Genomic DNA, 24,141 nt, shown 5'->3' with positions numbered 1-24,141 from the left:
TATTCACACTACCTTGTAGCTTATTTGGGAGTTCATCATTCTAATACAGAATCCTTGAGTAAAAGGAAGTATATTAAACAACATCGAATATACGCCAATATCTTTCGTATCTCCTTGAGAGAAATCGACTGCTCCATTCCTTCTTGTAACCTTCATCAAATAGTTGGTAGCTTTATTCGCACTATTTAAACAATCTTCCGATATGTCTGTTATCCGCGAAGCATTTAACATGAACCAGCCCAATGTTGCTGTAGTAGATGAATCCGGCCTGCTTTCCCTTCTGGTTACAGTCCAGTTCCAACTACCCTGATCTTGCTGGAATGTTATTGCAGCCTTAGCAAACCTTTTTACACTTTCCTCTAATATAGGCTTATATTTATGTGCAGCAGGCAATTCGTTCCATGCATCAATAAGGCCAATTGCATACCATCCTAGTCCCCTACCCCACCCATACAGTCCAAGTGGTAATTTTTGATCAACTTGATAGGCATGACTTGGAATATGGTGTCCTTTCAGCATCCCCTGCTCATCATAGGCTCTAATTTGCTTTATAGCTAAATCTACGCATTCATCCATAGAATACCTTAATCCATAAGACACTAAAAAAGGGCAGATAAACCCTATCGTATCCACATATCGATATCCTTTCATGAACTTACGATATGCCACGGTTCCATCGTGTCCTACATGATCTTTAATCATTTGCCAAGTGTAATCAAATGCTTGTTTATAACGGTCGATCTCAATAAAATCTAATTTCATTACAGCATAAGCTAATATTGCCCCATCCACATGCACAGGCTTATTAATCCACTGGCCTTGACTATCAAATTTCGAGTTTAGGAATTTCCTAAGCTCATTTTGTACTTCTTTATCGTCATGATTCATTAGATATTCTGATAACCCTAATAGTAATGACGCCTCTTGCCAATGCTGAATGGCGTTTTTCGTATAATTTCCTTTCAGCATGTCAATGACTACTAATCTCGTATTATCAGTCACCTTGATCTTTGGAGTTGTATTAAGCCACTTGAGGCCCAAATTAGTAATAGATTTATTCCAAATCTGCTTATCTTGATATCTTCCAATATGTATTCGACTTAACCAGTCTCTAAATATAGGAAATACATCAATGACTATAATAATTCCAATGAAAACAAGCAATGCGATACCAATTAGTTGAATAATCACATGATCTGTCCCTTCTATGATTACTGAAACATTTCGTAAAGTTTGTTTATTTCAGACTCCGTTCCTAAATTCTCATTGGATAAACGAAGTGAAAACCGTTCTCTAAGTGCAGAATTGTCTATCAAAGAAGCAATCCCTTGATATAATGCTTTCGAGTTCATGTCTACGATCAGACCATTTTCATTGTTTGTTATTTGATCTTTAGCTGTACTAAAATTCGTTAATACAATAGGTTTCTTAAGTATCTTTGCCTCGTCTATCGCAATGGATTTGCCTTCGAATCGGGACGGCTGAACATAGATATCTGCCTCTCTAATATACGGATACGGATTCTCCTTTATCCCCATGAGTATAAAGGTTTCTTGAAGACTATTCAGACTGATCATTCTTTCCAGCTTCTCTCTGTCTTCTCCCTCACCAATGATGTACCACTTTATTGAGTATCCCGTTTGGACAAGTTCTTTGCATGTTTCTATAGCTAATTCAAAACCCTTTTGGTGGTTTAACCTTCCAACAGAAACAATCTTGATTTCATCTTCAATAAGAACACGTTCCTCTAACGACATCTTATTGATCGTCGATGGAGATACAATGTTATGCATGACTTTCACCTTCTCGTTGTACATAGGAAACCTATTCTTCAGTATATTCCCACATTCTTCCGAGACTGTTACCACGTTCTCCAATTTTTCAAAATAAGGTCTATCGAGTAATGGATCCATGCCTAACTTGTCATAATCATTATGGATGAAACCTATCTTTTTAAATGCATTTACTTTATCAACGCAGAAATAGATGGGTGTTTTTTCAAGATATCCAACCGCAATGTCATAATTTTTATTTATATGTTTTAACGATTTCGATATATACTTCCAAACTCTTTGTTCACATCGAACTCGGTTTTTTTCAGTTCTAATAATGATGCCAGCAAGCAATCTAGCTATTGCAATATCTAGTCTCCCTTTTTTTATGCAATCAACGAGTGCTAATTTTACTGACATATCAAAGTACTTATACTCGGTTGGTTCTTCTAATAAATTAACGTTGCCCGGAATTTTGTTTAGAAACAAACCTTCGTGTTTCATTAATAACAAGTCGACATCATACATCGTATAGTCTATAGTGTCCAATAGTGAGATGAGAGCCTTTTCAGCCCCGCCGCAGTTTAAGTTATTCATCACGAATAATATCTTTTTCTTCACTAGAAACCACCCTAACAAAAAATTTCGTATAACTTATTTATTTCTTCCTCAGTCCCCAATTTTTCTAAAGCAAGATTCCTAATAAAGGACTCTCTTAATTGTGTATCATTCATACATGCTTCAATTCCACTTGCAATACCCTGTTCCGTAGTTTCAACAATCAATCCATTGATACCATCTGTTATCTGGTCCTTAGCGGTATCATAATTCGTTACTATCGTAGGTTTTTGAAGTATTTTTGCTTCATCAACAGCTATGGATTTACCTTCATATCTGGAAGGCTGAACATAAATATCTGCACCTTTTATATATGGATACGGATTTTCCTTAATCCCTACCAAGATAAAGTGTTTTTGTAAGCCAATATCTTCAATCAATTTCTCAAGTTTTTCTCTTTCACTACCCTCACCTAATACATACCATCTGACGTTATATCCTTGAGCAACTAATATCTCACATGCCTTGATTGCAAGATCTATTCCTTTTTCTCTGCTTAATCTCGCCACCGTAATAATATTTGTGAAGTTCAAATCATAAGTGAAATTACTGTCAAGTTCGCGGCCAGACTCATGTCTAATGATTTTAGGAGAAACAATGTTATAGATTACTTTAATTTTATTCTTAAGTTGTTCAAAGTTTTCTTGAAGTGCCTTGGCACATTCTTCAGAGACCGTTACGAGATGATCCAATTGCTTAAAATAAGGTTTGTCGAAATCAGAATCCATTCCCGAATCCGAATAATTTGTATGGATCCAGCCAATCTTTTTTTTCGAAATTACCTTATCCACAATAAAATAAATTGATGATTTCTCTAAATAACCAATTGCAACATCGTAATTCGTTTCTACTGCATCAAAGGATGTTCTCTGATATTTCCATGTGTATTGCTCTGAGGCAGCTGCGTTCCTAATTAATCTGTTCTTCATTGTAAACATTAGCCTAGAATACGCTAGGATCATTTGACCATTTACAAGAAAAGTCTTCAATGCTGTCATTAACTGACCTGCAAACACACTTCGAAGGGGAGAAACATCTAGTATGTTCACTTGACCTGGTATAGTGTTTAAGAAAGCGCCTTTGCGGCTGAATAAGAGTAAATCCACCTCATAGAGATCATAGTCAATTTGATACAATAAATTGACTAGACTTTTTTCCCCACCACCGGCCGCTAAGCTGGGTATGACAAAAAGTATTTTTTTCTTCATCATACACACCTCAATCTCATTGAACTAATTGATCTAAATACTCAACAGCTTTATAGGACATTTGTTTGATACGAGGAATAGACACTTGCAGAGTCTCTCTGATTGTTTCTTCTTCTCTAACCATCTCATCGAATTTAGAAATTAAACGTAGGCTATTTGAGATTTCTTCGATGCCTAAGACCAACTTTTCTTCTCCAAAAATATCCTTGGCAATGCCCTTCGACTTCACGCTGTATCCTAGAACCATCGTTGGTACAAAGTTGGAATAAGCCGCTATTGTTGCATGTGTTCTAGCTCCAATAAAAAATCTCATTCTTGATATATAACCCTTGTACTGAATGGCATTTAGATGACTCGGCAATAAAATCACCCGGCCGGTATGCTGAAACTCCTCATAGTACTTCTGAAGAATTTCATGATCATTATTTCCATTTTCAATTACATGAGGAGTAAGAGCTATGGTCATATCAGTTGTTTTTAGGATATGGGTAATGAGGTCTCTGACTGCCGTTTGAGATTTTTCGTTTTTCTTCCACACCAAAGGACTAAAGTTAAGACCGACAGTGTTTCCAGATTGCCACCCACTAGGCAGATCCAGCTCTTCCTTCTCCATTGTGAAAGCGGCGTCTGCACATAATTTGACGTTATTCAAACCCTTGCTTTTTAACATTTGATATGTCAACGTTTCTCTAGCAAGAATGAGATCAAACAACTTTAAGTCTTCTAATTTCCGGTCTGACATATCTTCATGACCTATCGAACATCCCCATAAGACTAGCTTTTTGCCTTGTGCTTTTACTCTTTTGTTAATTTCATACCAGCCAGGTTGTTCACCATAACAATAATTATCCCCACCAATGGAAAGGCAAATATCCATTTGAGGAATATGCTTAACAATGTTATTGTGTATTTTTCCAAGTGCATACGATTCATTGTTAAAAAGCTTTACGTTAACTGATGAGAGAAGCCAGTCATACGAATATCTCTTAATAGCAAGAGGTGATCCGTCATAAATCCCATCTATTTTGGAAATGATACGATCCGTCTCCGGTTTCCCCGAGGCTAAAAATACTTTGGCTCCTGTCATCTTCTCTTTAATAATACTAGTCGAAGCGCGAACAATTGCCTCACAACCTCTATTCAAACTGCCATCATGAGCAAACATCATAATTTTCATGTTCTGATCTCCTTAACTCGATTTATTTCTTATTCGGCTGTAAGTCGTGGCGCAGTATAATCCTATGGTCGATTTCCTTCGAATCATATTCACGACAAACTTTTCATACCTACTTAAAGTCCCGTAGACTTCCTTGTAGTAAAATGGCAAGGCTTCTCTTACATAAGGGTTATTTATCATATCACTCACATAGCCGAGTCTTTTGCTGAAATTTAACTCGTTTGATGCATTTAGATATACATAAACATAAGACATTACACTATGAATTAATTTGATCGATTTTAGTTGCTTATGCCTTAATGGATTCACACCTCTCAAAAGCGCTTCTGGCATGGCGAGTGTGTACACTTCCAATGCTCTTTTGAAATAGTCCTTTTCCAAAATGTTTCTAGTCGCACTTCCCGCTACTTCACGGTAATGATAACCTGTATAGTCAATATACATCGCACTGCCGGCACGGCTAAAAAATTGCATATTAAACATGCCATCCTCACCTAATGCAACTTTCTCCGGAAACTTTGCTTGGAAGTCAATGATTGCTTGGCGTTTATAAAGCTTGTTGCATGCTGTATTTAATTGATCAGACTGCAAGAAGAAAGGTATTATGTTCTGCTCAATATATTCCCTTGGAAGCATGGTATTGGTTGGGAAAGGATACCTGGTTGTAACCTTCCGCCCCTCAATCTCACTTTCAAAATTCGAAATAACGACATCATAGCCACCTTCACGAGCTGCGCTATACAATGTCGCATACATGTCCTCTTCAATAAAATCATCTGCGTCAACAAATCCGATATATTCACCGGCAGCTTCCTCTAGCCCCTTATTTCGAGCCATACTTACACCTTTATTCTCTTGATGAAACAGTTTTATTCTTGGATCATGCTTCGCATAGTTTTCAATCATGTGACCGCTTTGATCTCTGGATCCATCATTAACAAAAATAAACTCACACTCCTGTAAGGACTGACCAATAAGAGAATCCAAGCAATGATTCAAATAATTTTCAGCGTTATAGACGGGGATGATTACACTTACTTTAATATTCATGTCTACATCACCCCATACAGCTTTTCTAATTCGTACGTGTTACTGTAGTCTTGATTCGTAATATGGTTGATTAATTTGTTTCTTAGCTCATATTTTTTGTAGAGCCGCTCTATTCCAGCTGCTATTCCTTCTATATTAAGATCACAGATAACCCCATCAATACCATCTTCAATCTGACTCTTCGCGGTAGCATAATTCGTAATCAAGATAGGCTTACCTAAAATTTTCGCTTCCGTTACGGTGACTGCCTTTCCTTCATACCTGGATGGCTGAACATACAGATCACAAGCTTTTATGTACGGGTAAGGATTTGTTTTCTTGCCTAATAGGAAAAATTGGTCCTCTAATCCATTACTTTCAATTAACTCCCTTATCGCTACCTCATCCCCGCCGTAGCCAACAACGTACCATGCAATATCCTTGTAACCTCTATCTTTTAAAAGCTTTAAAGCCTTAACAGCATTATCAATCCCTTTGGCATGGGATAGTCTAGCTACGGTCATTAATTTAAATCTTGGATCATTCATCATAGGTTCAGCTGATTCTTTATCAGCCATAACTTTAATAAAGTCTGGAGAGGTAATGTTTTCTATAACGATGACCTTATTTTCTAATTCCCCATATTTGGATAAAAACGACTCCTTACATGCATCCGAGACGGCTACAATGTGATCAAATTCTCTCCACATTTCCAGATCCATCTGTACGTTTGTTTCTACATTGGAGTAATCGGTATGAATCCAGGCTATCTTCTTCTTTGCCTTAATTTTATGGGCTATAAAATAATGAGGCCATAAATAACTGATTGCCACGTCATATTCTTTCTCAACTTGAGGTAAATAGGGCAGTGCATATTTCCACATCAATTGCATTTGATAATATCCCGGCTCGGCCACCCGTCTGATTCGTCTAAACATCTCCGCATGTAACTTGGATAGGACTCTTGATATGCCGATCGTGTAATGCTTATCTTGAAAGGTCTCTCCAATTGACTTTCTAAAAGTGGTGTACTGCGGGACTTCACTTAATAAATTAGTTTTATCATTAATTAAATTCATAAACTCACCTTGATGTTTGTAGAGCATTAAATCAATCTCATGCGAGTTATAATCAAACTGATCAAGCATGCTGACCAGACTTCTCTCTACTCCCCCTACTTCCATATCGAAGGATGCAATTAATATATTCTTCATTGGATCCTCCTGAGAGCTTCCCTCATTCTTGCGATATTGTTGCCACCAATTACTTTGGCCAGCATCCATTTCATCTGACCTTTAAACCGTGCTTTAGGCGGCAACCAGCTTTTATAAAAATGATGCATGGCATAAGTATTATTGGACATAAATGTTCTGCAGTTAATGTAATCATAGGGGGAAAAATACGTTTGGGGATAAAAAGTCCCAACCCCGCTTATCTCTTGATAGAGGCCATTAGGCTTAACTCCCCAGTCTCCTAACATCCTCGTTATCAAGGCAACGTTGGTTAATGAATCAAAGGAGCCATCTTCCCGAATGAAGTTCTTATGCTGATAGGAATCCATAAAGACTTTGATCAGCTTATTTTCTTTCGCCGCCCCGATCGTACTCGTTGCAATAAAATTCTCCTGCTCAAATCCCCAGAATGACTCATGATGCAGTAGGTCGTCAAAGGATTTGAATACTTCAACATCAGTGTCTAAGTAAATGCCGCCGAAGTGATATAGTGCAAACACCCTCGCATAGTCGCTAACGAATGCAAATTTACCTGCTTCATAAGCTTGCTTCACATAGATATTTCTGTTGACATCAAAGTTGCTTTCATTCCACTCTATGAATTGATAGTCAGTTAAATGGTTATGCCAACTGGCTATGCACTTTTTAACGATTTCTGGCCGCTCGTTTTTGCCAAACCAGCAGTAATGGATAATCTTTGGAATTCTGGTGCTTTTATTATTCAAGGATATTGCCCCCTAGATCATATAAATATTCCAGAGCCTACTTCTGGGATCTCATCCGTTCTTTATAGTGAACTATTACGCGTGAATAATTAAAGCCTTAAAGATGTGAAATGTTAACTGACATGTCTTTCATATCAATTGTAGTTCTTAATAAAGAACATGTCAATGATCCGGATTATTAAATTTAGATTTACGTCGCAGCCGTCGTTTGCAAGTCTGTCAATTGATTCCCTAGAAATTTTGCGAACAGCCCATTTTTTTCTTCCGCTAATTTGTTAAATCCGCCACTTTGAACGATTGTCCCTTGATCCATGACAATAACTTGATTAGCATTTCGTATTGTCGACAACCGATGAGCGATGACAATAATGGTCAGCTTGCCTTGAAGCCGATCCAACGCTTCTTGAATCTTCGTCTCATTCTCTGAGTCTAACGAACTGGTCGCCTCATCCAAAATCAAGATGGAAGGTTTGCGTAATATGGCTCGCGCTAAAACAAGCCGTTGTCTTTCTCCACCCGACAATCGGATGCCTCTGTCTCCAATGAGTGTATCCAACCCTTGAGGAAGCTTCCTGACAAATTCAGCAGATGCGGCGAACTCTAAGGCATCCCAGAGCTGCTCTTCTGTGGCATCCGGAGCGATCATAAGCAGGTTTTCACGTATATTTCCATTAAAAAGGAACGGATCCTGGGGGACATAACTGATCGATTTTCTCAAAGATAATAAATTCGTTCCTGTAAGGGGAACTCCATCCACAAGGACCTGCCCTTTCTCGGGCTGCAGCAATCCCATCAGAATATCAATTAAAGTACTTTTGCCTGCGCCGGATCTACCAACGACGGCTGTCATTTGATTGGCGTAAATTCGCAAGTTTATATCTTGGAGTGAACGAACCTCTTCATTGCGATTATATCGAAAAGACACATCACGGCATTCGAGATAATCCTCAATATGAAGTGGTTTCACATAATTAAAGTCACGGTTCTCTTCTTTAACTTCCCTGGATGCTCGACATTCATTTTGTAATGCCTTCAAGGATTTAAAAGCAGGAATTGCCGTGGCGATCTGTTCGAGATTCGTCTGAACACCTTGAAATCGAGGCCAAAGTCTAAAAAACACGAGGATAATTAACATCAGCTGCTGTCCTTGTGTATGGAAGAGCATAACGGAAGCGTAAATAAACACTGCAATGATTAGAGAGGACGAAACCTTGTAGTACAGCTGGGAATTCGCACTAATTTTAGCAGCTGCGAATCGTTCCCGGGCGAATTGTTGACACCAATCTATCATCCAGTTACGGCGTGACTCCTCCAACATATTGCTTTTAATGTCCTTGATTCCATTGAAGTGATCCGTTATTCCGCCGATATAACTTCTCCCGATCTCCAAAGACTGATTTCCAATCTTGTTTGCTTTTTTAATAAAAGTTCGAGAAAAGAATGAGACGACTAGTCCGCAGCATAGGACAAAGACGGTCAATTTGACAGATAACCATAAGGCAATCCCGACTTGGATCAAAGTAAATATAATCGATGTTAAGAACTGCATAAAAACATAGGATCCCGTTGTTACATGCCCCAACTCTCCAGTCAACGAGTTAATGAGATCTGATTTCCTTTTTTTAATGAAAAAATCCCAGTTCGCTTGAAGTAAGGCGTTATAGGTCTCTACTCTGACGTGATTAATAAATCCGGTATGGATTTTGATATCTCTAAGGTTGAGATTCCGCTGAATCAAACTTTGGCCTGTTATTAGTGCAATATACGCACCTACGATGATGATCAGTGATACTGACTTAGGAAGCTCATTCAGTAATTTAATGATGCCTAGATGGGAACTCCATCCCGTATTTATGTCCATGATACCGCTGATGCCGAGCAATGGGAGCAATAAAAAGATCCCCATGCCGTCAAGGAAGCTGATAAGCATCATAGCCAGAAGGTTCACATATAAAATTTTACCCGCGTAGCCATGCAACTGTTTGATAAAATATAAGAGATGTTCCATTACACTTCTCCCTGTGACAAGTTACGCTTCCATGTTTTTCTCCATGCCCACAAGACAGGACGTAAAGGGAAGTAGAGGAACTGCAATTGCTTAGGTAAAGGCAGTGTCTCGGCATCTTCCGGGTATGGATAAAAGAAACTCATGATGAAAAGGATTTTATGCGGAGTCGGCATCAGTGAAAATAAATGACGTTTATGATAATTAGCCACATGCTCCGGCAAAGGAGGCGTATGAAGATTAATCATTTGCCCAATATAGAATAGGGCGTCATTTGCTAATTGTTTAGCATTCTTGGATGCAGTAAGTGATTCCAGATCCATGGTTAACGGAGTATGAAGAAGCTGTTTAGCCAAAATAAGCGCTTGTGCACCAATGTGGAGCAGTCTGAATTCCTTCAACAGTTTGTAAAGCTTAGGGAAGTCCAAGTTTTGCCTGGAAATCCGATCGATATCGGCCAACCAACGAAGACGGGACCATCCATGGCGAGCCCCATGTGCAGCAAGAAATAGAAATAAATCCTCTCTCCCTAAGTAATAGACAGGATTACTCGTAATCGTACTTATCCGTTTCCGTTCCCACAATTCATCGAAAGCAGGCTCTTTCCCAGGACCTGGGCCTAATCTCCAATGCACCTCGAGGGTAACTCCCGTTATTTCGTGGATATAGGTGACATGATGATGTCTCCATTTCCAATCATTCAGTATCGTCTTGTATTCCTCTTCTTTCACGTAGCCGTATCCTTTAAGCAATTCCTCTGCTTTGTTCAAATCTTGCATGGGAATCAGGATGTCTAAGTCGCGTGATGTTCGAAGGGATACATCGCCATAAAGATCAGCTGCAAGAACAGGTCCCTTCAAGACGATAGCGCGGATATCCGTTTCGGAGAACTGCTTACAAAGTTCTTCCATCTGTGCGCTCAAGCGCAGCATATTGAAGGTGTTGCTTTCAAAGTCTTTTTTCAGAGCTTGCTTGACTCTCGGTGGAATCCCCACTTCATCTGTTTTCCTGAGATGGTTAAAAAGAATGGAGTAAACCCGATGATGTCTTCCGAGGGCAAGGAATTTATCCCAATCGATATTCGTTATTTCTATCTGATCCTCTCTCATGATGGATAGCAATAAATTCAATTCATCAGAAAAAGGCGCCGAATCCAAGCGAACATTATTGTCCATCATTTCTGCTCCTTCATTATCTACCGACTGATAGTTTTTGCAAATTTACCTACAACCGCGTATCGTTCCATGCCATCTGCTCCGGTTATATAATAGGGACCGCTGCGAAGCCAAGCGTGAGCTACCATTTTGCCAGACTCGTCTCTGCCGGTCCCAAGATACAGTGTGCTTTCAATTTGACGTTTTTCAAGCATTTTTAAAGCGGCTATAGCCTTAACCAGACATTTACTCTCCCAGAACGTATGTTGACTCATAATCTGAATCGCATCATGAACTCTGCTTAATGTGGCCTTGTTAATTAAGATTTGGCTATTCGTTGTTTCCTCCATCTGAGCGCCTAACGAAGGTGCGACCCTAGAAAAAGGAAGAAAGAGTAGCAAACGCGCCCACCCCAAATAGATATAAGCTTCTATAAATAAAAGCATTGTTTTCGCATCTAATGAGAAAAAACTTCTAACTTTATTCACGATGCCCATCGGCTCCAACTTGAACCAAACCTTCTCCTGCCATATGTGCTAAGAAGGATATTACATGCTGCTCGCACTCGTTTTGGTCCACATCATATTCCTGCATTAAAGTAGAAACTAACTGCCCAATGGAAATAGGATTTTCAATAGAATCCCATATTTTACCGCCAATTTCTCCTAGATTGTAATACTTTCCGTTCTGAACACTTAGCATGACTTTTTCACCGCCCATATCGCTGACGATGTTCCCTTTTCCTTGACATACACAATCTTGCAGTGAAATTGTTTCATGATTAATCATGGTTTATTCCCCCAAATTTAATGTTCCCAGGATGGTCGAAACCAATTGAGGAGCTGTAAAGCTGGATACTGGTCGACTTAATTGAAACATTTGAATATGATGCAAAATGCTCGCCGATGTTTTAAAGTGCCAATCGACTAATCCTAGACCAGGAATAAAGAAATTGCGATAGGTATGATAAAATAGCGGATAGAAACGTTCGAGCTTTTCAATAAGACGAATCTCTATATCTTCATTCGCTGTTTTCACAAGTTCAATCACGCCGGCGAGAGGTAAGGATTCCGTACAGTAGCTAGTGGATACCGGGATATAATATTTATCCACTCTGCCATATAAAGACTGATAATTGCTGGATACCAGACCAAACTTGGTAAGACTATCTTGCCATAGCTTCTGTTGTGGATAGGATGGAGTAACGTATGGAATGTTATCCTGCGACAACGTGATTGCTATCACATCATCACTTAGAAGCTGATATCCACGAGTTATGAACGCTGAAGCCAGCGTTGACTTCCCCGCACCTGAATCCCCAACAATTGCGTAAGCCTTACCTTCAATTGCTAGAGCACTTCCGTGCAGAGGAAATATTTTTCTCTGCATCAAGATGGCACCCATGCATGTTCCAAGAACGAGAAGTCGAATTTCGCCCTCTTCTGCTTCTTTCATCGGTGAAACCGTGATTTTTTTTCCATCCTGGATAGAGAACGTTGCAATTTCAGGAATATGGAACATCGTTAAATTCTCTTTGACTAGAAATTGATTGGGATCATCGGATAAATCAAAGTATAATGACGTGAGGTCCGGGTCAATAAGTATTTCGATATCCGCTACTTCTTGCTCCTCACTCACTTTGATTAATTCCGGCAAATCCATATCGCTTGATATGGTTAACCCGAAGGCTTTATAGATAAGTTTTTGTTTGATTTCTAACATTATTTCACTCCATTGTTACCATGATTATGTTAAAGCCCCTATACTGTCTTGATGTATAAGGGCTTTAACATATGTAAGAAATCTAGTTAGTTTTTAAGCTAAGTTAATCTTAGCTCCATGTTAATTGGTCTTTAGGCGTTCCTGTCGGATAATTATGATCGAGGTGATTCCCGTTTTTAGGATCAAGCATTGTCATGTTTACATTCAACACTTCTAATTCCGGTTTTTGCCATTCTTTTTTCATATATATTCACCTCCTTTCAAGCAAATTTTTTCATGTATCGGTATAGGATTAAACTGCGCATTAAAATCTTATAATCAGCATCGGTCGCATATTCCGGGATAGCCCCAGCTTCAACCTTTGCCAACGCAGCATTTAACACATCACCATCTAAATAGCTCAAGATTCTATCATCCTTGCTGAGTTGTTTTAACTCAGCTTTATATGTATCCCAATGCGGAATCATCCGATGAACCCAGTCAGCACCCTGAACCCCTCGATAATGCAGATTTAACCTGACCTTATCCGGCAATAACTTTTCTGTAGATCTTCGTATAAGAGACCGATCAACACCCTTTTGCACATATTGTGCTTCAGGTACAGAAAGGCAAAACCGGATTACCCGTAAGTCGTTGGTTGGATCACGCTGCCATAGCGAGTAACGTAATGACAACTTTGCCGTTAATGTGTTTGTCGTATTCCAGTGGAATACATCTTCGAAATGTTTTCTCCTTAGTTCATGCAGATTCGCAGTGGAGGAAAACCATCCTGTTTGATCTATACCGTAGTCTTTTAGTCTGTTAAACACATTCGTTCTTTTAGCTAAATTCTGATTAATGATTCTTGGGAATATATAGGATTTATCCTCTGATGGAAATATTCGTTCGATGAATGGAAAGGCTACTCTGGCCACTTCTGGAAGCCTCCGCAGTCTTGGCCCTCCCACTTTACTACTGTAGTGATGCAGCTCTTGTACAAGACGAACCCACTTCATTTTTTTTAAAAGTAGGGCGTAATGCTCGTAAGCGGATCCCCAGGATATGCTCAAATTCCCTCGCGCGCCGCTTAATAACACGCCAATTCCTTCCTGCTGCGCTTTCTCAAATATCCCTTTAATCCAGAAGGAGTTCTCGAAATATTTATAGGGAAGCTCCGTTATTTCTAGAAAATCGTCAATTTCTGTATACGAGTTTTTACCCTCAAGATCCAAATAATGATCGTTAATGCCACCAACATGCTGCACGGTCGAATGAATAAAGGGGCGTTCATCCGCCATTAAATGCCTGGGCGTATAATCCTTAAAATCCTTAGGAGGGATATAGCTAAATGTATGCAATCGTTTGGCATTCTTGCTTAGAGCATTAGCAGCAAAACTGACAATGGAGCCAGAATCTAGTCCGCCGCTTAATTGAGCACCGACCCCACGGTTCGTCCGTAGACGCGATTGGACAGCTGTTCGAAAAACATCTTGGAAAGCTTCTACGTACTCATCATTTGATTTGAGTTTTAACCGCTCTCCCGCAGTTAGCGTGCAATATCTAGTAAGCTTTATTTGCCCGCCGGTAATCGAAATGCTGTGAGACGGTAACAGTTGATCAATATGTTGATACGGTGTTATTGAAGCATCTACCGCTTCAACCACAGCAGAAATCGCCAAATATTCCGCCAGCCATTGTTCGTTAAGTTCCTTCTTCACATAGGGTAGCGTCAACAAAGGCTCAATGGCCGTACAAAACGCAAACCGCTTTGCATTAGAGTGGAAATAAAGCGTCCTACTCCCCGAAAAATCCCGGGCGCCAAAAAGCATTTGTTTCCTCTCATCCCAAATCATAAAGGCAAAATCGCCAATCAAATACTTCGGAGCATCCTCAGCCCATTTGTGATAGGCCAGTAAAATCAGCTCACTATCCGGTATGCCAGCTCTCCGGTCTCGCTCTATTTGAAGCTTCTCAAATAATTCATCTCGGTTATCAATGATCGCATCAGCGGTTATCGCTAACTTTCTATTCTGATCATAGTAGGGTAATCGCTCACCAATCGACTCTGGCGTGATCCACTGTGCATGACAGCCCAGGAAGATCTTCTCATGGTGCCATACCTGAATATCGTCAGCAGGATATTTCTCTAAATCGAACATCATACGATGACCATGTTCCGTATTTATCGGTTCTTGATCATAATGGAATATCCCGGCGATGGCACTCATTTTCTACCCCACAGTACAATTAGTAATTGGTATTCCACTGCTTTGTTGTTCTTTTTAAAGAACAAGCGAGTGAACGTATGCCTTATAATTCTTGTTCAATTCCCCGACTTACTTTTCATTTATTTGACCACTTGTCGTTCTTTATCGAGAACAATTTCAGGATATCATCTTCGTTCTTTACTGTCAACTGCTTCCTAAAACTTTTTCATCTCGCTCGAAAACATCATTTTTCCTAGGTTACATACGAATAGAACGAGCGCTGCCCATGAATGTCCAAGGGAATCAAAATTGAAAAACTTATCATAAACTTTACTTACAAATTGCTTGAAATTTCGACGGCTTCTTCCCCTGTACGCCTCCTCAAAGTTGAGCTTACTTCGAAGCGGCAATGGCAACGGCAATTCCTTGATCTCCGATAAGTGAGGAAAATAACGATACACGATAAGCAATGTTCTTATCATTCTGCGCAGCGTTTTATGTGCAGCGGCATCCTCTAATAACCGATTAAAGTCAATCTGATCATGCCTTGCCTGGAGAATTTGGATAATATCTATGAAATATTTGGGCGAATTCATATAATGGCTCCAGCCATGTAGGCAAATCATGTAAAACGAATGGTAAACAGACAGCTCCTTGACATATTGGAAGGAGGCCATCGGCAACGCTTCTCCCCAAAATTCGTCCATGTTTAAATTCGAAGTTTTCTCGATCAGGAAATCCCAATGGAGTTCAACCGTGAGCGGAACCGGACAATGGGGCAAAGGTTTGGATAAGCTCCAGTGGAAATGCGGCATCGTGCTCTCTTGCTGGGTGGTATATCCCAGCGACTTCACACACTGAATAGCCCGCTCCAAATCATGCTTCTGCACCAACACATCAATATCGGTTGTCCCTCTAGCTCCAAGATGACCAAAATATTTCTCAGCCAAATAGACGCCTTTAAGCGGGATGACAGAAATCGCCAACTCCTCGAATTTCTTCAGCAGCCGGTCCGTTTGATTTTTAATAAAAAGATTGAGAAATAACGTTTCGTCATAGTCTTGTTTTAATCGTTCTTGAAAAAAGAGCGGAACTTGCGGCCCTCTGCCTTGTTGTTGGATTAAGAAATAAACCTGGGAAGCTACGCCAAAGTACGCAATATCCTCTAACGCTTTTTCATAAAAGGTAACATCCTGAGGAAAAGAAGCCCGCGGATCATACAACGCGTGTATCAAAGGAATGATCATCACTTGGAGCTCCTTTCTCCGACTGCAACCGGTATAATCGACGATACAGCCCTTCCTGCCTAATGATCTCTTCATGACGGCCCATTTGCACGATCTTTCCTTCATCCATAACAAGAATGAGATCCGCATTTTGTACGGTGGATAGTCGATGAGCAATCACTAACGTGGTGCGATTATGCAGCAGCTTTTCCATCGCCTTTTGCACATGATACTCCGTTTCGCTGTCCAAGGCTGACGTGCCTTCATCCAACAGAAGGATAGGAGCATCTTTTAACAGGGCACGTGCAATAGCCATACGCTGACGTTGCCCACCGGAAAGTCTAGAGCCTCTCTCCCCGATTTCGGTATCATATCCCTTCGGAAGAGTGGTGATAAAGGCATGAATGCCGGCAATTGACGCCGCCTGTATCATCTGGGCATCTGTGATGCCAGGTTTGGCTAGCTGCAGATTCTCTCTGACCGTACCGCTGAACAACACGGTTTCTTGGGAAACATGAGCGAATAAGCTTCTCTGTTCGGAAACGTTCAGCGCAGCCGTCGAATGGCCGTTGATTGTAATGCTGCCTGATTGCGGCAAATAAAAACCCTGAAGCAAATGAAACAAAGTGCTCTTTCCTGCCCCGCTTAAACCGACAATTGCGACGATCTTTCCGGGCGGAATTTGCAAATGAAATTGATTGAAAACAAGTTTTTGCCCATCATAACTAAACGAAACATCTTTGAAATGAATGGCTGACAGCATAGGCTTATAGGCAATCGCCTCAGGCAAGCTGTCGGATTCAATCTCTATTTCCAGGATCTTAAATATCCTTTCCATGGCGGAAATGGATTTTTGCAGGCCTGCCCATTGTCCAGCCAGCTCTGTCAACGGATATACCAAGTGATTAACAAGGTTGATAAACGTTAATAGGGCACCTACAGTCAAGACACCGCTTGAGACGTAGTACGAACCCAAACATAGGCTTATCAGAAATGTGACGGAAGCAGCAGCCTGACTCCCCACATAAAACCATCCGCGCAATTTGGCGTTCTGCAGCTCCAGTGCATATAGTTCCTGATTCCTATTTACATATTTGGCGAAAATGAACTTTTCCATGAGGAAAGAATGGATAACGAACAAACCGCTGAACGTTTCATTCAGCAACACGTTCATTCGAGCTACTAAATCCTGAATCAGCCGGTTATTTTTCCGAAGCATGAAGCCCAAAATAACCCCGGAAACCATGGCAACAGGCGCCACAAACACGCTAACGAGCGCCAGTTTCCAACTGATTTGAAGCAAGTAAATGAAAACAGCCACATAGATGAACGGTAATTTGATCAAATAAATAAGGCTGCTGCCAATAATGCCATCAAGGTTATGGATATCATTCGTGAAATGCGCCAACAAATCCCCGGAATGTTTACCATCGATGTGCTTTCCAGGCAGCTGCATTATATGTTTGAACACATCAGCGGAGAAGTCCCTTTTTACCCCATTTGTTGCGATGGTCTCCCACAGTGTGGTGAGATACGTCGCTGCAATACTTACGGCAACCAGAACCGCGCCTAAAGGCACCAACCATTTCATTCGTCCAAAATGACTATGAATGGCCGCATCCGTAAGATGGCCAAAGAACCATGAAAAGGATAACGTTAAACCGATATCCGCGAATAACAAAAGGAATAGCCCCATGTATGCCTTACGATGCGCAATCATGTAGGGCTTCAATATGGAGTAAGTCGTGCGAACATCTTTTATGGCCAATCTTCCCATCATACCCGCGACACTCCACTGAAAGATTAGACTTGAAAGCTTTCTTTCCGATTTAGATAAAATCTTAATAATAGCGCAATCATTGGAAATGTCAGGATAATTCTTCCCCAAACATGAGCATATAGATCCGTTGTATGGATGATCCGCCTTTTCCGCTCAATCCAAGTCAGTTTCCCGATCAATTGATCCAGCCCAATTGCTTCATCATGCTTTAAATTGGTGTCACCTTTGCAGAGGTAATACAACTGCTTATTCCTTGTGACCATCCGGCAAAATCGATGTGCAACCAAGTTTCCGCCTAACGTACGAAACAAGAGGACATCGCCTTTTTTTATACTTTCCGTGGTCGTAACGCTGAAACGGCAAATGTCACCTTTTTTGATAAAAGGATACATGCTCGTTCCTCGTGCCGGAAGTTCAATCCAGCCATTTTTGGCCATCACACGTGTAAGAAGTTGAATCGATTCTTTAGGAAACAGCATATTGGACCAAACCCCGCCCTATCATCTCCGTCAAAAAGGCTTCAACATCCTCTTCGACGCTCTCGCCGACGGAGGCATACTCCTCGCGAACCGCTTCGCTTATGGAGCTTACTGTCTGTGCCACGCCAAGTAACGACCAGCAGTAACCGCCTACTTCATTTAATTTCGTCAACGTAAACTCATCCGTGTTCAAAATAATACATTCCATATCCAGCTGTATAAACTCATAATCATTCATCCGAAGGTATTTGGTCATTAGGATATCAGCTCCCAAAATGTCTCGTTTTTTTGAAAATGCAGCTCGGAAATCGTAACCGAATGAACGACTTGCTGCAGCAGTCGGAAGATGTTCCTTGTTTCTTCCAAACTGTGAGACCAATAAAACACATTATTCATAAGAAAAAGAAGGCTGTTCGATTTGCTAAGCGGAATGATTTGATTATCCATTGCCTGATGCAATAGATAGATGTTCGTTAACGGACTGGTCTCTCCTGCACCTGATCTAACCAGTTCACTTCGAAATGGAGAATCGTAAACGGTGATCTGGCCAGGAGAAATTTTAATAATGGTTGCCTCATCGGAAAGCAGCTCCCGGGGATGCGACAGCTTAGCCGCCGTAGATTTTCCGGCCCCCGAGTGTCCCGCAAACATATAGGCTCTGCCTTTATCTATCGCACAGGATGAGTGAATCAGCAGTCCGCACTGATGGTAGACCAGATAGGAGCTGTATAGATTCATCAGCGCGTGTTTTAACGCCAACTCATTATGCACAGAAATGTTGGAGTCCTGATAATCCAAGCTGGTCTCGATGCAATAATCTGCCCTTTGAAATAAGATCTTGTGCGATTCTTTGGAAATCTCCACGTGATAGTCAACAAAAGGAGTCCCATATCCCCCTGTAAGTTGAATGAAGAGATCCGGGTTCCGATTGCTCGTATCTGCCACGGGGAAATTCCGCTCTATCCAGTATGTCATCTGATCGGAGTCGCAAATCATTTGAACAAGATGCTCCCCAATCATTGTGTGAATGCGCGCCATTGTACATCCCCTTGGGACTTTATTGATTGTTGAGGCCAACGGCAGTTAGCCGTTAACCTCTTTGAATAAATTCACTTATTCTTGCCGTTTCCATTGCCATTATGAGGTCCAGTATACGGAGGGTTGGGATAATTAATGCCGCCATTCCCTTTACCAGGGTGATTCAAATTGCCGTGGCCTTTATTCCAGCTCTGCGCTGTCTCAAAGCGAACCGGCTGTTGACTTAGAACCATGGGGCGAGTATACAATTTGGGTACCTTCTTCGCTTCCTCTTTCATCGCATTCGCTCTCCTATCGTTTCACAGTTTGGACAAGGCGTCTTGCTTCACCAAATGGCGTATCAATGATTTCATAGATCCGAAGATAGACGGTATTTTCCAATCGGTCCGCGTTAAAATCGATGGATTGTGCGCCGCTAACCAGCTTATTATCGCCTGTAAAGGATAAGACCTTGGAAGCCATGACTCTGTTTTTGGCATCGGCGAACTCGAGTCTCATCTGGGAAAAGCTTTGATCAACGACGATTTCATCCTGAAGTTTAACCCCAAAATCCAGATTGTTTTTATATGTGTAGGGTAAACTTCCTTGTCCCATACTGTAGTTGACTCCACCTGACCAATTGTTCAATGTGACTTGGAAAGGAAAGAAGGCTGCATCCTTATCGTCCGTCTCATCCATAACTTTCGTCTTGAAGGCTGCAAGTGGAAGGTTGTAAGGCTCTACACTTTTCCCATCCGTAATTTCCATGGCTAACTGCTCACCGTTTTCTGCATTCGGAATAATAAAGGAATAGTAGATGACGTAGCTTAGGTTAGGAATAAGTGTTTCTACCTGCGTATTTTGTCTTGTACCCACATATTTTTTACCGCTGATGCTTGTTAGGACTGTCTGAAAGTGTGGAACCTGCAAGGGACTTTCGCTCTTATTGAGCAGCTTGAATTTGGCCACAGCTGCTTTAAATCCGCCACCTGCGCTTTCATATACACGAAGATCTACCATGGAAACACTGATTTCTGGTCGAATCAGCTTCGTTAAAGGGTCTATCTTAAACGGTTTGTTCCACTCATATTGTGTCAATTGATTCATAAAGTACCGTACATCGTTAGCTCCTGGCGGCGTGATCGTCAATCTGCCGATTAAATATTCGGTATGTTTGTTGTCTTCTCCCACAAAGTCTTCTGGCGTCAGGACCGACAAACTTTTCAAATCCATCTTGTTTCTGATCGGAATGGCATAATGGACATAATTTTCTTCACCGGGTTCGAGGGTGATCGGATCTTTCTCGATTCGCTTTCCGCTGTAAATCTTATTCTCTGATTTGCCATTGATCCGGAAGTCAGGGATATTGGTTTTCTTATCCCCTGTATTCTTAGCCAGTAATGCTACAATAGTCATAGGCCCGTCCGGCGTATTCTGTTCAGCAAGACTGACCGGCTTGTATGACAACGTGCTGGACAGCACCGGGATCGCAAACGGATCTTCCCACTTCTTCGTCGTAGAAGGATCTGTAAGGATTGCCTTTTCACCCTTCCATTCTAAGTCTGAAATCGGCAAGGATATAATTTTCTTTTCTTGCTTGGGATAAACGAATTCATCTACATCATAGAAGGAAAGATCCGTTAATGAAAAAACATCAAAGCGCTCGATGTTCGTCATGTAACTAAGTTCTACCGTCTCTTTGGGCTGAATGTTTTTGGCGTTAGCCTGACTTGGACGCACGATATATTCCAAGCCCTCTTGCGTCTTGGCACGAACTTCATACTCCGGTACGCCCGTCAGGCGATCCCCGTCGTTATACAAACGTACAACCGTGCCGATTCTAGCTCCTTCGGGGGTTGATTCGTTTAAAATACTTTTCACTTCTACCTTGATATCACTTGTCAACGAATAGCTTTTCTCCGTCGTTGTTGATGCATATTTTTCATCGGCTGCTACATGAAAAGCCGCTGATGGAATCACGAGTGAAACGGATAAAATGAACATAACCATCGTATGTTTCCAATTTATTTTCAAGTCAAGTCACTCCAATTTTATTTATTGCTCTTCAATAGCCGTCATTTGAACTTTTTGTTTATTGCTTAACTGACTTGGACTCGTTTTTACGACCAGTTCTCCCTCTTTGAGGCCCGAGAGCACTTCTTGATTAGGCTCGTTCAATCTGCCTAATTGAATGCTGCGTTTCTCTACGGTGTCTCCATTGAGCACGAATACGAAAGCATTTTCACCTTCTTTAACAATACTGTAGGTAGGGACGGTCACTACAATCTGATCCTGCTCTTCCGTCAGTTGAAGCTTCAGCTTCATGCCAGGTTTCAATGCCAAATCTTTATTCGGCACTTCGAGATTAATTTCATAGGCCTTCGTTTCCGGATCGATCACTTTGGAGAGATAGCTGATGGCTCCCTTGTATTTCTCATTTGCTCCCACGATGAAATAAGAAAGCTGGGTTTTATTACCGATTTGGTTCGTTTCCGCTTCCGATAGCTGTGCTTTAATTTTAATCGGATCCAGCCTTTGAATAACCCCGACCTTAGATCCCGCCTGCAGCGCCATCCCTGCTTCCATCGGCATCTCCGTCAATAAGCCGCTTACCGTAGCTCTCACTTCAAGGTTTTTCATCGATTGGTCAAGCTGCTGCAGGTTAACCTGGGCATTTTTGAGCTGCGCGTCCAATTCAGGAGAAACTTCCTGCGGTTCTACTGCGCTTAGCTTCTGTTTAAGCTGATCCAGATCCATACGGGCACTCATCATTTGAGTCTCCATCTGATATAGCTGAGCTTTCGTAACCAATCCGATATCATAATCGTTTTTCATTTTATTGTAGTTTCGCATTAATCCAGTCATCGATAGTTCCATCTTTTGAATGGCATTGCTCATATCTAACTTTTGGTTTTGCGTCTCTTTTTTAGCTCTTAATTTCGCTTTTTCTATTGCATCCTGAGCCGTTTGTACAGCAAGAGCCGCGGTTTCTCTCTGCGTCTGGAGATCGCCGGATCTCAACCGGAGAATCACATCGCCTTCTTGAACCATATCTCCGCGTTTTTTCAAAATTTGATCGATATCTCCGGATGCCTTGGATGTAAGATCAAATTGAGCTGATGATTGTGCTTCTGCCGCACGTTCCAACGGATCACCGATTTTTTGTTTAATGACCTTGAAAGCTTTAATGCTTTTCGGCGCTTGATCACTGTACATGGAATTGCTGTCTGCATTGTTCACTGCCGTATCCGAGCACCCGGCCAATATGCCAATGCTTAAAGTCAAAATACAAAGGGTTCTCACGACTTTCGGTTGCTGCTTCCGCCGTTTTTTTCTCATTGGATATGAACTCTCTCCCCTTACTTTGATTTCCCGCAACAATTAAAGATACGACGACGCATGATCGCTCTTCACTTCATTCATGACGACGCCAATTAAATTCACATTGGCCAGATGAAGCTCTTCTTTCACTTTCTTGGCGATCCCGCGTTTGACTTTACCGGATTTGACGATGAGGAGCGTGCCATCGCACTTTGTTGCCATAATCTTGGCATCCGTTACTGTTAGAATGGAGGTTGTGTCCACAATAACCATGTCATATGTCGCACTAAGCTCTGCCAGCAAGACATCCATTTGTTGGGATGCCAGTAAGCCGGAAGGATTTTGAGGAGCAGGACCCGACGTAACGAATGATAAATTTTCAATATAAGATTCCCGTACGATCTCGTGCAATGTACTTTGATTAGCCAGATAATTGGTCAGCCCTTTAGTATTATCCTCACGAAACGTTAAGTGAATGGAAGGATTTCGCAGGTCAGCATCTACAAGCACCACTTTCTTGCCCGTTTGTGCATACGCAACGGCTAAATTAATAGCCGTCGTTGTTTTCCCTTCACCTCTGCCTGAAGATGTGACGGTAATCGTCTTTGCTTCACGCCCGAATACTGAACAATCGATATTAAATCTTAAAGATCTATAAGCTTCGGATGCAGGAGAGTTAGGATTCTTTTGCATCGTTATGGAAGAATCAGTGGATAGTTTTGGCATATGCAATATCCTCTACTTTTTTTCTGGATTTATTTTTCTGCGCCGCCCTTAGTGCTTTGGTTTTCACTTTCGGTATGTAAGCTAAGGTTGAGAGTTCAAATGCCTCTCGGACATCTTCATCCGTTTTCAAAGTATCATCTAAAGCGTCCACCAGAAGAATGATACCAACTGTAACAGCGAGTGATGCAACAAAACTAAGAATGATGTATTGATTTGACTTTTGTTTCACGGGTATAGGATTGTCCTGAACTTTGGCTCTATTCAGAATGGTGATATTATCGACCTTCATAATTTTGGGGATTTCTGTTTGGAAAACATCCGATACGGCATTCGCAATCTTCACCGCTCGATCATGGGAAACATGCCGGGCCGTAATCGACATCACTTGCGTTTCATTGAGGTTCGACACATTAACAATAGAAATTAATTGGTCGGTAGATACGTTGAGGTCAGGGTAGCGTTGAACGACTTTATCCATAATTGCCGGGGTTCTAATGATTTCTTTGTAGGTATTAATGAGGGCCATATTAACACCGATGGCTCCATAATCGATTTGCTCCGTGCCTAGTTGACCTTGTTCAGATGTTTTGTTGACAATCAATTTTGTCGAAGCCTGATAAATCGGAACGTAATTGGCTGTCGTATACATGGCGGTTAGAAGGGTACAACCACATACAATTAATGCAATTAGCCACCAACGCTTCTTTATAATCATCAAATAATCTTTTAAATTAATTTCCATGTTTCCCCTCCGTGAGAAGTCA

24 protein-coding genes are annotated in these 24,141 nt (G+C 41.2%); all 24 read right to left on the bottom strand.

All coding sequences use genetic code 11. The features are described 5' to 3' along the window. Positions 1–3: 3 nt before the first annotated feature. Complete coding sequence (locus AC3WTJ_RS15795; protein ID WP_492522576.1) at positions 4–1,191, bottom strand: glycoside hydrolase family 88 protein; 1,188 nt, start codon at positions 1,189–1,191, stop codon at positions 4–6. Positions 1,192–1,211: 20 nt separating this feature from the next. Further along, positions 1,212–2,393 (bottom strand): glycosyltransferase, encoded by a 1,182-nt coding sequence (locus tag AC3WTJ_RS15790; protein ID WP_492522575.1) that lies wholly within the window; start codon positions 2,391–2,393, stop codon positions 1,212–1,214. Between the two features lie 11 nt (positions 2,394–2,404). Then, entirely contained in the window at positions 2,405–3,598 is a 1,194-nt protein-coding gene (locus tag AC3WTJ_RS15785; RefSeq protein WP_492522714.1) for a glycosyltransferase, read from the bottom strand. Between the two features lie 16 nt (positions 3,599–3,614). Further along, entirely contained in the window at positions 3,615–4,775 is a 1,161-nt protein-coding gene (locus AC3WTJ_RS15780) for a polysaccharide pyruvyl transferase family protein (RefSeq protein ID WP_492522574.1), read from the bottom strand. Between the two features lie 12 nt (positions 4,776–4,787). Next, positions 4,788–5,825 (bottom strand): glycosyltransferase family 2 protein, encoded by a 1,038-nt coding sequence (locus AC3WTJ_RS15775; protein ID WP_492522573.1) that lies wholly within the window; start codon positions 5,823–5,825, stop codon positions 4,788–4,790. Between the two features lie 2 nt (positions 5,826–5,827). Further along, complete coding sequence (locus AC3WTJ_RS15770; protein ID WP_492522572.1) at positions 5,828–7,018, bottom strand: glycosyltransferase; 1,191 nt, start codon at positions 7,016–7,018, stop codon at positions 5,828–5,830. Further along, entirely contained in the window at positions 7,015–7,761 is a 747-nt protein-coding gene (locus tag AC3WTJ_RS15765) for a glycosyltransferase family 32 protein (protein ID WP_492522571.1), read from the bottom strand. Before AC3WTJ_RS15765 ends, AC3WTJ_RS15770 begins: the two co-directional genes overlap by 4 nt. A gap of 190 nt (positions 7,762–7,951) precedes the next feature. After that, positions 7,952–9,769 carry an ABC transporter ATP-binding protein gene (locus AC3WTJ_RS15760; protein WP_492522570.1) on the bottom strand — a complete coding sequence of 606 codons (1,818 nt, stop codon included), beginning with the start codon at positions 9,767–9,769 and terminating at the stop codon, positions 7,952–7,954. Beyond that, entirely contained in the window at positions 9,769–10,941 is a 1,173-nt protein-coding gene (locus AC3WTJ_RS15755; RefSeq protein ID WP_492522713.1) for a nucleotidyltransferase domain-containing protein, read from the bottom strand. The genes AC3WTJ_RS15760 and AC3WTJ_RS15755 overlap by 1 nt, the downstream gene beginning before the upstream one ends. 20 nt (positions 10,942–10,961) lie before the next feature. Continuing rightward, the gene (locus AC3WTJ_RS15750) at positions 10,962–11,417 is read right to left on the bottom strand and encodes a lasso peptide biosynthesis B2 protein (RefSeq protein ID WP_492522712.1); all 456 of its coding nucleotides are present in this window, start codon (positions 11,415–11,417) and stop codon (positions 10,962–10,964) included. Next, positions 11,401–11,709 (bottom strand): lasso peptide biosynthesis PqqD family chaperone, encoded by a 309-nt coding sequence (locus tag AC3WTJ_RS15745; protein WP_492522569.1) that lies wholly within the window; start codon positions 11,707–11,709, stop codon positions 11,401–11,403. The genes AC3WTJ_RS15750 and AC3WTJ_RS15745 overlap by 17 nt, the downstream gene beginning before the upstream one ends. Positions 11,710–11,712: 3 nt before the next feature. Further along, complete coding sequence (locus AC3WTJ_RS15740; RefSeq protein ID WP_492522568.1) at positions 11,713–12,642, bottom strand: HPr kinase/phosphorylase; 930 nt, start codon at positions 12,640–12,642, stop codon at positions 11,713–11,715. A gap of 109 nt (positions 12,643–12,751) precedes the next feature. Then, a complete protein-coding gene (locus AC3WTJ_RS15735; RefSeq protein WP_157317924.1) occupies positions 12,752–12,886 on the bottom strand; it encodes a paeninodin family lasso peptide in 135 nt (44 codons plus the stop codon). A gap of 16 nt (positions 12,887–12,902) precedes the next feature. Continuing rightward, complete coding sequence (locus AC3WTJ_RS15730) at positions 12,903–14,849, bottom strand: asparagine synthase-related protein (RefSeq protein WP_492522567.1); 1,947 nt, start codon at positions 14,847–14,849, stop codon at positions 12,903–12,905. 194 nt (positions 14,850–15,043) lie between these two features. Next, on the bottom strand, positions 15,044–16,075 hold the full coding sequence (locus AC3WTJ_RS15725; RefSeq protein ID WP_492522566.1) for a nucleotidyltransferase domain-containing protein: 1,032 nt from the start codon (positions 16,073–16,075) through the stop codon (positions 15,044–15,046). After that, entirely contained in the window at positions 16,044–17,834 is a 1,791-nt protein-coding gene (locus AC3WTJ_RS15720; protein ID WP_492522565.1) for an ABC transporter ATP-binding protein, read from the bottom strand. Before AC3WTJ_RS15720 ends, AC3WTJ_RS15725 begins: the two co-directional genes overlap by 32 nt. Before the next feature lie 23 nt (positions 17,835–17,857). Then, entirely contained in the window at positions 17,858–18,313 is a 456-nt protein-coding gene (locus tag AC3WTJ_RS15715; protein WP_492522564.1) for a signal peptidase I, read from the bottom strand. Beyond that, positions 18,300–18,569: a PqqD family protein gene (locus AC3WTJ_RS15710; RefSeq protein WP_407869451.1), complete on the bottom strand. Its 270-nt coding sequence runs from the start codon at positions 18,567–18,569 to the stop codon at positions 18,300–18,302. The genes AC3WTJ_RS15715 and AC3WTJ_RS15710 overlap by 14 nt, the downstream gene beginning before the upstream one ends. After that, positions 18,569–19,351 carry a hypothetical protein gene (locus tag AC3WTJ_RS15705; protein ID WP_492522563.1) on the bottom strand — a complete coding sequence of 261 codons (783 nt, stop codon included), beginning with the start codon at positions 19,349–19,351 and terminating at the stop codon, positions 18,569–18,571. The genes AC3WTJ_RS15710 and AC3WTJ_RS15705 overlap by 1 nt, the downstream gene beginning before the upstream one ends. 71 nt (positions 19,352–19,422) lie before the next feature. Then, positions 19,423–19,629, bottom strand: coding sequence for a hypothetical protein (locus tag AC3WTJ_RS15700; RefSeq protein WP_492522562.1), 207 nt, complete (start codon positions 19,627–19,629; stop codon positions 19,423–19,425). A gap of 13 nt (positions 19,630–19,642) precedes the next feature. Next, complete coding sequence (locus AC3WTJ_RS15695) at positions 19,643–21,364, bottom strand: hypothetical protein (RefSeq protein WP_492522561.1); 1,722 nt, start codon at positions 21,362–21,364, stop codon at positions 19,643–19,645. Positions 21,365–21,385: 21 nt separating this feature from the next. Beyond that, positions 21,386–22,669 carry an efflux RND transporter periplasmic adaptor subunit gene (locus AC3WTJ_RS15690; protein ID WP_492522560.1) on the bottom strand — a complete coding sequence of 428 codons (1,284 nt, stop codon included), beginning with the start codon at positions 22,667–22,669 and terminating at the stop codon, positions 21,386–21,388. Positions 22,670–22,711: 42 nt separating this feature from the next. After that, complete coding sequence (locus AC3WTJ_RS15685) at positions 22,712–23,377, bottom strand: CpsD/CapB family tyrosine-protein kinase (RefSeq protein WP_492522559.1); 666 nt, start codon at positions 23,375–23,377, stop codon at positions 22,712–22,714. After that, the gene (locus AC3WTJ_RS15680) at positions 23,358–24,119 is read right to left on the bottom strand and encodes a YveK family protein (RefSeq protein WP_492522558.1); all 762 of its coding nucleotides are present in this window, start codon (positions 24,117–24,119) and stop codon (positions 23,358–23,360) included. The genes AC3WTJ_RS15685 and AC3WTJ_RS15680 overlap by 20 nt, the downstream gene beginning before the upstream one ends. Positions 24,120–24,141: the final 22 nt, after the last annotated feature.

This window comes from Paenibacillus sp. FW101-FHT12H11, from assembly GCF_058790355.1.
The sequence above is the reverse complement of the archived record's forward strand: the minus strand, read 5'-3'. Positions and strand labels throughout refer to the sequence as shown.